At 39.0% G+C, this 13,178-nt stretch carries 8 protein-coding genes; 3 read left to right on the forward strand and 5 right to left on the reverse strand.

The features are described 5' to 3' along the window. Positions 1-570 precede the first annotated feature (570 nt). Positions 571-2,298, forward strand: coding sequence for a ubiquinone-dependent pyruvate dehydrogenase (gene poxB / locus V7068_RS07245; RefSeq protein ID WP_499711857.1), 1,728 nt, complete (start codon positions 571-573; stop codon positions 2,296-2,298). 542 nt (positions 2,299-2,840) lie between these two features. Here the strand turns inward: poxB and V7068_RS07250 are convergent. The 4 genes from V7068_RS07250 to V7068_RS07265 all read right to left on the reverse strand — a co-directional run bounded on the left by V7068_RS07250 (position 2,841) and on the right by V7068_RS07265 (position 9,037). Then, on the reverse strand, positions 2,841-5,156 hold the full coding sequence (locus V7068_RS07250; RefSeq protein WP_499711858.1) for a xanthine dehydrogenase family protein molybdopterin-binding subunit: 2,316 nt from the start codon (positions 5,154-5,156) through the stop codon (positions 2,841-2,843). A 1,441-nt stretch (positions 5,157-6,597) separates the two neighbouring features. Next, positions 6,598-6,762 (reverse strand): hypothetical protein, encoded by a 165-nt coding sequence (locus V7068_RS07255; protein ID WP_252289384.1) that lies wholly within the window; start codon positions 6,760-6,762, stop codon positions 6,598-6,600. A 591-nt stretch (positions 6,763-7,353) separates the two neighbouring features. Then, positions 7,354-7,572 carry a macro domain-containing protein gene (locus V7068_RS07260; protein WP_499711860.1) on the reverse strand — a complete coding sequence of 73 codons (219 nt, stop codon included), beginning with the start codon at positions 7,570-7,572 and terminating at the stop codon, positions 7,354-7,356. Between the two features lie 250 nt (positions 7,573-7,822). Beyond that, complete coding sequence (locus tag V7068_RS07265; protein ID WP_499711862.1) at positions 7,823-9,037, reverse strand: MFS transporter; 1,215 nt, start codon at positions 9,035-9,037, stop codon at positions 7,823-7,825. Positions 9,038-9,159: 122 nt separating this feature from the next. Between V7068_RS07265 and V7068_RS07270 the strand changes: the two genes are divergently transcribed. Beyond that, positions 9,160-10,056, forward strand: coding sequence for a LysR family transcriptional regulator (locus V7068_RS07270; protein ID WP_499711864.1), 897 nt, complete (start codon positions 9,160-9,162; stop codon positions 10,054-10,056). 172 nt (positions 10,057-10,228) lie between these two features. On the opposite strand, the gene uxaC is transcribed toward V7068_RS07270, so the two are convergent. Continuing rightward, positions 10,229-11,632 carry a glucuronate isomerase gene (uxaC, locus tag V7068_RS07275; RefSeq protein WP_499711866.1) on the reverse strand — a complete coding sequence of 468 codons (1,404 nt, stop codon included), beginning with the start codon at positions 11,630-11,632 and terminating at the stop codon, positions 10,229-10,231. 261 nt (positions 11,633-11,893) lie between these two features. Here uxaC and V7068_RS07280 point away from each other — a divergent pair, with 261 nt between their 5' ends. Further along, positions 11,894-13,078 (forward strand): ROK family protein, encoded by a 1,185-nt coding sequence (locus V7068_RS07280; protein ID WP_499711868.1) that lies wholly within the window; start codon positions 11,894-11,896, stop codon positions 13,076-13,078. The last annotated feature ends 100 nt before the right edge of the window (positions 13,079-13,178 follow it).

Raw genomic sequence — 13,178 nt, forward strand, 5'->3', positions numbered from 1 at the left:
TTAAGTACATTTCTTCACAATCTTCTCTGTATACCAATTCCCTTTTTAAGTGTTATTCCATTAAATGGCCCGATTGTTGAATAACATGACTGACGTTTTTGAAACAGCTTTATTATGTTTTAAACGACTTTATTGTAAATTAAACAACTTTATTATCTCTGTACACCATCTTGTGAATTGGCTTATAAAAAAGGAATTGATTGCTCAAGATCAAGAGGAAAATGTCGTTTTCAAATGGAGAGAAAAAGGCGGCTTAAACAAATTTTCCTTTTCCATATCGATCACATATCTTTTTTAGAATAATAGTATCAGTATGTCCAAGATTTAGAGATTACTTGCAAGTGTCCTGAAGTTTTTGCACCAGAACCAAGATAAGTAAAGGCTGTTCCTTTTCAGGGACAGCCTGATTCATTGATATCCTACTTACACTTTCCTCCTTATCGATGCGGATATTAAATACAGATACAAGCCTTGTCGAAGCAACAACGGAACAATCACGACATTCCTTTGATTTAGCATAAAACCCGGTAACATGGTAAAAATACAAAAAAATAACGAAGGAGAAAAATAATGAAAAGAACTATTGCGGATTCACTCGTTGAAGCACTGTTAAATGCAGGTGTAAAAAGGATTTATGGTATTATAGGAGACTCACTGAACGCCGTTCTCGATTCCGTCCGGCGTTCAAAGAAAATTGAATGGATTCATGTCCGCCATGAAGAGGTTGCAGCATTCGCGGCCGGTGCCGATGCTGATATAACCGGAAGTATTGCTGTGTGTGCCGGAAGCAGTGGCCCTGGCAATATGCACCTCATCAATGGCTTGTACGACTGTCACCGCAACCGGGTCCCTGTGCTTGCGATTGCAGCACACATTCCAAGCTACGAAATCGGCACCAATTTTTTTCAGGAAACACGCCCCGATCATCTATTTAAGGACTGCAGCTATTACTGCGAGGTAGTGATGACCCCTCACCAAATGCCCCGCTCCGTAGTCGTCGCCATGCAGAATGCAGTTGCGCGTAAAGGTGTGTCCGTTCTTGTTCTGCCCGGGGATGTCGCTGGTTTAGAAGCAGACGAGACCCCTGTACCTCAACATGTCCTTCATGTGACACGGCCGGTAATACATCCTTCGGAAACAGAGTTAAAGCAGCTGGCGGGCTACTTGAACCACGGCAAGCGCATCACGCTGCTGTGCGGGGCCGGCTGTGCTGGCGCTCACACGCAACTCATGCAGCTTTGTGAAAAACTGCAATCACCTATGGTTATTGCTTTGCGAGGTAAAGAACACCTGGAGTATGATAATCCGTACTCTGTCGGATTGACAGGACTTATCGGTTATGCATCAGGCTATCAGGCGGTTAAGGAATGCGATGTACTGCTGATGCTTGGTACCGATTTTCCATACAGACAATTCTATCCAAAAGATGCCACAATTTTGCAGGTCGATATTGAGCCGGGACATCTCGGCCGCCGAACCGACCTCACCTACGGGCTGTGCGGTGATGTGAAGGCAACCATTGAAGCACTGCTGCCTTATCTGACAGAGCCACATGATGGAAGCCACCTGAAGAGATTAACAGACCACTATCGCAAAGTCCGTGATGATCTGGACGAACTTGCCATCGGAAAACCAGGCCACAAACCGATCCATCCTCAATATCTCACGAAAGCCGTCAGTGATCTGGCGAGTGAGAATGCGGTATTTACATGCGATGTCGGAACCCCAACACTTTGGGCCGCCCGTTATCTGCAAATGAACGGACAAAGGCGGTTATTAGGTTCTTTTAATCACGGAACGATGGCAAACGCCCTGCCACAGGCTATTGGAGCACAGATTGCCCAGCCAGGCCGCCAGGTGATTTCTCTTTCTGGAGATGGAGGTCTTGCCATGTTAATGGGTGATCTTCTCACCCTGCGGCAGTATAAATTACCCGTAAAGGTGGTCGTATTCAACAATGGTGCGCTCAGTTTCGTTGAGCTTGAAATGAAAGCAGCCGGCTTCCTGGAAATAGGCACCGCCCTTGATAACCCCAACTTTGCAACGATGGCGCAAGCGATAGGCATTGAAGGAACTCGCGTGGAGGACCCTGCAGAACTGGAGGAAGCGATTCAGCGTGCCCTTCAATATGACGGACCTGTGCTACTTGATGTTGTCGTGAACCGTCAGGAATTGGCTCTACCACCAAAAATCACATTTGAACAGGCGCATGGATTTAGCCTTTGGATGATGAAAGCCGTCCTGAACAGGCACGGCAACGAGCTCATTGACCTTGCCAAAACGAATCTTTTCCGCTAATAAGCCCCAATTAGACGATATTATAGAAGGAAAGGAAAACCATGATGAAAAACAAAGCTACCAATCAATGGTTTATTGTCCTGGATACGATTATTGTGCAAATGGGACTCGGTACGATTTATACAAAGTAAAGGGGCTTTAGTTTAATAAGGAATACCAGAAGGACCTTAGAGGACAGGGTCCTTTTTGTTTGCTCAAAAATCAATACTATCTTTTAACAGATCCTTTACTTTAAGTATAAATGTTCACAAAGTTTTAAGAGTCGTTATTCACTCTCTTAAATAGTTTATGAAGAAATCCCTATTCCTTCATAATATTCATTGTTTCCATAATACCTCCCAAATGTATTATGGAAACAAAAAAAAGCCGTATGGCTACGGCGTTTCTTACTCGTTCAACTTTTGTTGAAGCTCAGTTTCTAATCTCCTTTACCAAGTTGAAGGACATAATGTTTATCGGCACATTTATCAGTATAAGAAAAATAACGGCATCACAAATGATGCCCTTCAAATGGTACTCTACTTCTTTCCACCAGATATACTTTATTGCCTCTCCTTTGCTTTCCAAATCAATTCTGGAATTAAGGGAAGATTATGCAGCGAAACACCAGCGGCCACAGACAATGCATTCCCGAGGGCCCCGGGCATTCCCATTAACCCCAGTTCTCCTATTCCCCGAGCTCCATATGGTGCATCAATCTGTGGATTTTCAACAAAATCAACCAAGTAATTAGGATTCTCTCCATAGCGGAGCGGGCGATACGTCCGAAGTTGCGGATTCAACACCCTTCCTAAATCATCAAAATAAAATGTTTCTCTCCCAGCGAATGCTAGCCCCATACTCATTGCCCCCATAACCTGACCTAACGCTGTTTTTTCATTCATCACCCTGCCAGCATCCACCACCGTCGCAGCATTAACAAGTCGATACGTATAATCTTTACGATCAAATTCTACCTCTACCCCATATGCCGCAACAGACCACTCCGGACCAGGCTTCCCAGCCCCAGTTTCAGGATCCAAATGCGTTATATGACGTAATATATATTTTCCTCTGCCAATGATTTGACCGCCAATAGAGTTACCATTTGGATACTTATAACCATAACCAATATCTTTAAAATGGAGCCCAATGGATGGATCATCTCTCAAAAATACCCGACTATTTGCCACTTCAAGATCTTCCTTTGGTGCTCTTAACACACATGAAGCCACTTCTTTTAATTGGTTAATCACATCGTCTGCGGCATTTAGGGTAGCCCTACCTGCCATAAATGTTCCCCTGCTGGCAACGGTTTTCCAATGTTCTGGCGTTGTCTCGGTATCGACTTTCATTCGAACATGAATTTGATCGATATCCATTTTAAGTCTCTCGGCGAGAATTTGAGCTAGCACAGTCTTAGTTCCAGTTCCAATTTCGATAACCCCTGACATTAAATTGATACTCCCATCCCGATTAAATGTTAAAATAACGCCCGAGGGAGCGTTGGTATCAATCGTTGACGTTTTCCAGCTGCAGCTTACGCCCTTTACTCTAACAAAGCGTTTATCTATCTCTTTAATCGCCCCTTCGTCCCACTTGATTAAATGTCTTAATTTCTCAATACAATGTGGTAAGTCTCCTAAATTACTTTTATTTAAAAGAACCCTTGTCGGTGTTGTATTTCCTGGCCTAATAGCATTTATAAAACGGAGTTCAAGCGGATCCATTTGCAGTTTTTGTGATAGTAAGTCCAATGTTCTTTCCATTACAAAGGACAGCTCAGAATGAGAAAATCCTCTATATGGGGATGCGTACGGATGGTTGGTATACATACAGTATGAGTCACACCAGACATTCTCAACATTGTAGGGACCTGTGCAGTCGACTGCCCCTGATCTCGTTACATCAATGGCTTTATCGGAATAGGCACCCCCATCCCACAGATAAAGAATTTCCATGGCCTTAATTTTCCCGTTGCGGTCGGCCCCAATTTTAACTGTTGCATCCAAACCAATGTGACATGGAGATGTAATAATATCCTCTTCACGGGTATTGAAAACCTTCACGGGTCGGCCGCCAACAGCCTTCGATGCTAAGTAGGCAAGTATTTCAAGCTGAACGGATGCCTTTCCACCGTAGGCTCCTCCAACAAACGGCGTGTGAACAACAATTTTCCCTATATCCTCACCAAAGTAATCAGCTATAAGTGTTTTGACCATAAAAGGCGCCTGAGACGAGGTCATTATATTGATTGTTCCATCTGGTAAAATCTCACACGTTGAACATCTTGTTTCCATTGCGGCATGGTCCGAAGGTGCAAAGGAATAACTTGCTTCTACTGTTACCTCACTGTCAGACCATCCTTTTTTCATATTGCCCTTGCGAACTTTAATAAGGCTTGCAATGTTTGTTCCCGGAACCGGGTGTGAATCTTCCTCCTTTTTGTATTCGCCTAACCTTTCATGGACGAGGGGAGCATTCTTTTGGAATGCCTGTGTAGGTGAATTTACTACTGGCAATAATTCATAGTAGACCTTAACTAGGTTAGCTGCTTTCTGAGCCTGTGCTAGAGTATCAGCGACAACTAATGCAACTGGTTCTCCGTGATAACGGGCCTTATCAACAGCAATCGGCGGGCGGTCACGAATGGCCTCACCTGTGAGTGGAAAATGTTCTCCTGCAATAACCGTCCTAACACCTGGTACTTTTAATGCTTCTGTCGTGTCAATCGCAGTGATCCTAGCGTGCCCATATGGACTAATGACCTTTGCACAAGAAAGCATCCCGACTGATTGGTAATCATCCGTGTATTTCGCCCGTCCTGTCACTTTATCCCACGAGTCTTTACGAATGACACCTTTCCCAATTATATCCAACAAATTCCCTCCTAACCCTCGTTTTTCATGAAACCTTTCTATTCCCAATACATTAATATTCGTGTACATAAAGATAAATATAACTAAATAAAAATAACCATATGATTAACTATGTAGATGAAGTTTGCAAGTTTATCTCCTACCTTATAAATATGGGATTTCAGTGAAATCATACGTTAAATAACAAAAGCCCATAATTCTTTTTACAAAAAAAATAGGCATTAATGTTTATACACTCTAATAAATTTCATTTTTTGAGAATATAAACCTGAACATTCAGAATATGGTGTTTATTGGAATATTGCATCGATGCATGTGTCTAAGATCCCAATGTTCTGCAATTTTACAGTTTTCTAAAAGGTAAATATCCGCTAATTCTGATACCCGTGGTGTTGGGGCTTGTTATAACATAACTATGGACAACCACATAGACATCCTCAGCAATCATTCGCTTTTGTCTACATGACTACTAAATTCTTTATATCACCGGGCTAATCCTTGTTCCAATAATTCCAGTTGCATCGATTCTGTATCCATATAAAATGCTAATTTACTTTGCCAGAAGTCTTCACTTGTTGGTCGGGTTCTTCGAAACCTGATTAACCAATGAGGGAAATCAAGTTCTGATAGACTGTACCTCATTGGTCCAAAGTTGTTGAATGGCTCCAAATATTTCTACTGATTTCTCTTTTTCCTCTATACATCCCCCTCCCACTTGAAAAACAGAACATATCTATATTTAAAACCGATACCGTAATACAATCGATCGATGGAAAAAGAACATAATGAAGAGGCGATTTTCCATTCATTGCTGAGCGGAAAATCGCCTTTTTGTCTTTGTGACATCACCTTTTTAAGAGGTTTTCATTTATTGAACCGCATCGAACTTGTTTACTTTCCACTTCGATCCTGATTTGTAGAAAGTAACCATACGTTTTACGAACAGTGCACTGTTCGTAACAGCTTCTCTAACCTTGCATCTACACTCATCTTTGTAATATCATTCCGAACGATTTCTAATGGCATAGTACCTTCCCCTTCCCCACAAAACATCTTTTTCACTATACTTCCAATCATAGCTAATTAGGAGGAGTTTAAAAAGAGGAAGGGTGTTGCGGACAGCCCCGTTGATTTTTCGAGGTACAATTTTACATGCAAATTTAGAATAAGTATATAGGGTCAAAATAATATAAAAGAAAACGAAACCGCCATTTTAGATATACGGTTTCCTATTTAATAATTATAAATGTTGAATCGAATCGTAACCTTGAGGGGACGAGCGAGCAGGTGCAATTCAGCAGCGTCCTTGAAGCAAAGAAAGCTGATCAGATTGATACTATTAACCTTGATAAACGAACAAAAAGAGAGAGTGTGTTTTGATTGATCTTTTCTTCAAAACACGCTCCAACCGAATAAATAATAGAAAGAAGTTGTTTTAGAGTTACTCATTTGTTTTTTCTTTTGAATCTCCCCTCTTTGTACCAGGTACTTCTATTGAATCATTCTGCATCATTTCAATCTCAAATGATTCATTGTCACTTGCAGAAGGATCTGTATCCCAATCCTCACTTAACATAGCAGGTTCATTACGTCCCTTTTTCTTCATGAAACCCCTCCTTTGCAATTCATTTATTAAAGTAATTGTCCTATTTATCTTTTGGCACAAGGTTAAAAGTATTCCATAAATATTGTTCGTAAATCAACTTTCATTAATTCAGATGTTCTTTCCTTTTACTATAAAAATCCCCCCTTGGATATGGTTATCTAAAGGGGAAAAACGACGAGCTTAATGGCTATAAAAGACAGGTGATGGCCCCTCTTATTTTGAGGTGCGAGGCTGGTTCTTTAAAACGTCAACCACTCCGTTTAAAAATCAAACTAAGGACGAGGGACCCAACGGTTTGGCAGGTATAATAGCTAGAACCAAGCCGAGCTAACTTAATTCCCATTTTTAGTATGCTCGGCTTGGTAACAAGACTATACCTGCCAAAATCCTTTAGTCGAGGAGAAAAGGGAAAACAAAAAATCGGAACTGGTGCAGAAATTTGAAGATCTCTATTTTTAGTGGGAAGAGTAGTACTATCTACATATCAAAGAAAAACTAAATAGTCTCTAGCAGCCAACAAAAAGAACATAATGAAGAGGCGTTTTTCCATTCATTGCTGAGCGGAAAATCGCCTTTTTAAGAAGATTTCATTTATTGAACCGCATTGAACTTGTTTACTTTCCACTTCGATCCCGATTTGTAGAGAGTAACCGTACGTTTTACGAACAGTGCACTGTTCGTCACAGCTTCTCTACCCTTGCATCCACCGATTTGATCGAATGCTTCTTGCAACTCACCAGCACCCGCCGCATGAAATATAGCACCACATACACCATCACCTATTTTCAGTACTTTATTCGCAGCATTCACAATCGCATCTACCTTTATCTTCGTAATATCATTGCAAACGAGTTCTAATGGCAGACTACCTTCTCCTTCCCTACAAAAATGTCTTTTTTACTATACTTTCAATCATAGCTAATTAAGAGCGTTTTAAAAAGAGGAAAGGCGTATTGCTTTTTAAGCAAACTTTATTAGCATATATAAAACTATACAGCTAATCCCCCTCCTAACATTAGTTAAAAGGGGATTTTCGTTCATTAATTATATGAATACTATTTCAATAGCAAAAGCCAATTAATTTAAATTTCCGTTGAAACAGATTGATGTTTTTTTCTGGGATGTGATGAAAAAGAAAATAAACAACTACTGAGATTAGTGAAATAACAGCCGCAAATGTATACATCATTCGATAACTACTGATGGATGCAGTGAAGCCCATGAAATAAGAGCCTAAACCGTATCCAAGATCACTTAGTAAAAAGAAAGTAGCTGTAGCAGCGCCACTTCTGAAAGCAGGTGATTGTTTGATTGCAAGCCCTTGGAAGCAAGGATACAAAATACCATAGCTAAGACCCATAATGATGCCTGAAATTAAAATGGTTCTTACTGAATGAGCCTGACTTAACAAAAACATACCTGCCGTAAAAACGATGATTGAAGGATAAAATAAATAATGCTCGTTAAAGCGATCAAATAATTTAGCAACTACTGGACGAAACACAACAATCATTAAGGCATATACAATAAAGAATAGTCCGGTTACAGAAGATTGATGAATTTCCTTTGTATAGGATGCTAGAAATCCTGACAGTGAACTATATGAGAAAAATAAGAAAAAGGATACGAGAGAGATCGGCAACGCTTTAATTTCTACAATATCATGCCATTTTAATTTTTTCTTTACCGGTGTAACCATTTTTTTTATTTCTGGTAGTTGGACACGTAATACTAAAAGAAATGCAATTGCAGAGAGAATAGAAACTACACCTAACAGCAAATAAATGTTTTCACTGTTCCATAGAAGCAGACCAAATGAAGGTCCAACAACCATAGCTAAACTAATAAACATACTAAAATATCCAATCCCCTCACCTTGACGAGAACTAGGCAGGACAGAAATGACAGCTGTGTTTGTGGCTGTTGAGGCAACGGCATAGCTCATACCGTGGATAAAACGTACAATTAGAAATAAAATAATCCCATTTTTCACACCAAAATAGGAAATCGTAGCAATAAAAAATATAGCAAATCCGATAACACTCATTTTCTTTTTACCGAAACGATCTACCCATAAACCTGAAAAGATACGTGCTAGTACACTACCGATTACATATACCGTAATAATTAATCCCATTTGTTGTTGATTGCCATGCATTCCAGATTGAACATATAAAGGTAAAACTGTAGCTAGCATGTAAAACATCATACCGATTAAAAAATTGCTGCCGCAAAGATACAAGAAATTTTTTGTCCAAATTCTTGGTTGATCCAATTTAATCTCCACTCTTTCTATAAATACTTTACAGATATTCATTATAAAATTCATTTAATTTAATGTATAATTAACATTAATGATATTTTATATTAGTTATACTAATGGATAGGATGGCAGAAATGAATTTTGAACAGCTTGACTATATTAAAGCAGTTGTCGAAAATAAATCGATGTCCATTGCATCACAACAATTGCATGTCACACAATCAGCTATTAGCCAGTCAATCGCAATGCTCGAAAAAGAACTAGGTGTTCAGTTATTTAAACGTTCCCGAAATGGAACATTACCGACCGAAGATGGACTTTGGATTATCCCAAAGTTAATGGAGATTTTGCAAAAATCAAATGAACTTAAAATGGACATTCAATCCAAAACAGCAACTTTCTCAGGAAAAGTAAAAATCGCTACCATTCCAAGCATTTTTATGACGCTGCTACCAGAGACATTGGCACGTTTCAAAAAAGATTTTCCACTCGTACATTACGCGATTTCAGAAATGGAAAATAATCAAGTGTTAAAAGCAATCGAGCAAAAAAAAGCAGATGTTGGTTTTATCACATTAACACATGAATCGAAATCGTTAGGAAACCAGCTAATTTATCATCCATTAAATCAACAAAGTCATTTTCATTTGCTTGTATCAGCAAAATCAGTTCTTGCGATACACTCGGAGATTCAATTGCAAGATGTACTAGATGAGTCCTTTATTTTATTTGGAGAACATTTTTATAGTAACTTAATGAAAGGATTCGAAGAGAAATACGATCAGCTATCCATTATATTTCAGTCATCTAATCCGGAAGTAATAAAAAAATCCGTAGCAGCTGGACTTGGCGTTAGCGTTGTATCAAAAACGATGATTGAAGACGATCCATATATTGAGAGTGGCCGAATTAAAGCGATACCGCTAGTCGGTTATCCCTTTAATTTTGCTTTATCTTTCGGTGCCATTTATGATCGGAATCGTTCGAATTATAAATTGATTCAACGAATGCTTGCTTATTTTAATAAATAGCTTGGAAAAATTGCGGTATTTTGATTAAACTTTTTATAAAAATGAATCCTTAAAAATAAGAGAAAGCTATCGTTTTGATTGAACTTTTTTCAAAACGATAGCTTTCTTTTCTATATTTATTTGGCGAACAATGCCAGGCACTGTTCGCCAAAGCAAGCTAGTGCTGGATCGTTCAACGTTCCATAAAATATTTTTCGGCATTATAATAGCCAATATTCTTAACCATTTGTTCAAGGAACTCCATATCATTAGGTGCCAAGCCTTTTTCGACCCATTCTCCTAATAGGTTACAAACAATGCGACGGAAGTATTCATGGCGAGTGTATGAAAGGAAGCTACGAGAATCTGTTAGCATTCCGATAAAGTGGCTTAATAGCCCAACATTCGCAAAATCTTTCATTTGCTTTTCCATGCCATCAATATGGTCGTTAAACCACCAGCCTGACCCGAATTGAATTTTCCCTGAAACACCTTCCTCGTAGAAGTTCCCCATCATCCCGGCAAGGATTGGATTATCTTTCGGGTTCAAGTTAAACAATACCGTTCTTGGCAGTGCACCCTCTTGATTTAAAGCATCAAGGAAACGAGACAGGCCTTCGGCAATATTCGCTTCTCCAATAGAATCAAATCCTGTGTCCGGGCCAATCAGCTCTTTCATTTTAGTATTATTGTTTCTCATAGCCCCCATATGCAGCTGCATAACCCACTGTTTTTCAGCATACATTTTTCCAAGCTCTTTTAATAAGAATGAACGGTAGGCAACCAATTCATCATTCGAGAGTTGCTCTTCAGTCATCCGTTTAGTGAAAATTGCTTCAATTTCTTCCTTCGCTGTTTCTACATATTCCATTTTCTGAATATCATGGTCCGATGCACGACCACCGTTTTCATGGAAGAAATCAACCCGTTGTTTCAACGCACGCAAAAATGCATCAAAGGAGTCAACCTTAATGCCGGAAACTTTCCCCAACTTTTCGATCCAAGTTAGAAAAGTAGGACGTTCAATAAAAAGAGCTCCATCTGGACGGAAGGTTGGGGCAATGATAGACTTAAAAGATTCATCATTTTTTAATAATTGGTGGTATTCAAGTGTCGAAACTGGGTCATCAGTTGTACCGATAAATTTCACGTTTGCTTTTTCAATAAATGCTCTTGGTCGAAATTCAGGGTTTTGCAACTTTTCATTGCATTCATCGTAAATCTCACGCGCTGTTTTTGGGCTTAGTATTTTTTCAATTCCGAAAAACATTTTTAATTCCATATGAGTCCAGTGATAGAGGGGATTTCCGATTAAATGAGGTACGGTTTCTGCCCATGCCGCAAATTTTTCCCAGTCATCTGCCTCACCGGTAATGTACCGCTCACCAATGCCGTGCATGCGCATCGTCCGCCATTTGTAATGGTCTCCACCAAGCCATAATTGGGTAATATTATCATAAGGCTTGTTTTCCCACACTTCTTGTGGAACTAAATGGCAGTGGAAGTCAAAAATCGGTAAGTTCTGTGCCGCATTTTCATATAGTTTGATTGCGGTATCTGTATTTAACAAGAAGTGATTGTCTAAAAAGGCTTTCATATAAAATACCCCTCCTAATTTAATGAAATCACTACTTTTATTATGGGCAATTGTAACCCCTTTCAAAAGTAATAAAATTTCACACTTAAATCCATTTTTTAATTTGTTTATTAAACGAATTAAATATAACTTATCACTTTTATTATGCATCGTCAATTGAACTCTTTTAATGAATTAATAGAAATCAGTAAGTAATTATACTATGAGAACCTGTTATAATAGGACTATACTAAAAGGAATTGTCCGAAATGGAGGATATAAATGGTTACTGGGGATGCGGCATATATAAAGAAAATTAATCGCTCTTTAATTATCCAAACAATCGTTAAGGAAGGAATGATCTCAAGGGCAGATTTATCAAAAGTTACAGCCTTAACGAGAGCAACCATCTCAGCACAGGTTGCAGACTTATTGGAAGAGGGATTGATAGTAGAGACACAACTTGAGCATCATTCTATCGGCAGAAAGCCAATCATGCTCTCCTTAAACGGACATGCAGGCTATGCACTTGGTATTGACCTAGATTATGGTAAAATCACTTTTACTCTTTCGAACCTTCTTGGCTGTACTGTTTCATCAAATATTATAGAAGTCAATACAACAGACTATTCGGAAATCCTTAATCTATTAATTGAGCAGATCAATAAATACAAAGCGGATTGGACTGACAGCCGCCACGGATTAGTTGGAATTGTCATCGCTATCCATGGCCTCGTCTCAAAGGACGAATTTATTCATTATGTACCACGTTTTAACTGGTATGATATTCACTTAAAAAATGATCTCGAAAAGGAAATCGGGATTGATATTTATATTGAAAACAATGCGAATTTATGTGCTTTTGCCGAACGAGTATTTGCACACCATGAAACAGATAACCTATTATGTGCAACCCTCTATTCAGGTATAGGACTCGGCATGATGATGAATAGTGAGTTTTTTCGGGGGCATGATGGATATGCTGGTGAAATTGGCCATATGATTGTTGTACCGGAAGGGAAACAATGCGAATGTGGAAATAAAGGATGTTGGGAAAAGTATGCCTCCGAATCAAATATTTTTAAAGAACTATCTGAAAAAAGGAAAATTCAGAATCTGACTTATGAACATATTCAAAGATGGCTTGATGAAGGAGACGAAGAAATACACGAACAGATGGAACAATTTATTTATTACCTATCCATTGGGCTGAATAATATAATTAACTTGTACAACCCTGACGTATTAGTGCTTGATAGTGAATTGCTCCGAATGTATCCAGAATCGGTAACCAAAATCAGAAATCATTTCCATTCCTCTATCAGCCATTATCGAGAATTATTAATTTCCTCAATTGGAAAAAAAGCATGCAGCCTGGGTGCTTGTGCACTTGCTATTAAACATTTCTTAGATGTTCCAATGTTAAATTTATCATTGGAAAGCCATGCAGTTCAAAATAATATTTAGCCTCCTACTAAAATATATTAGTATGATACAAAAAAATCCCCTTCTAGCGCTAGTTTGGCTAAGAAGGGGATTTATTCTAATCAAGCACTTTTCGAATTGT

Source organism: Bacillus sp. JJ634 (genome assembly GCF_036962285.1).
Lineage (GTDB): Bacteria > Bacillota > Bacilli > Bacillales > DSM-1321 > Peribacillus > Peribacillus asahii_A.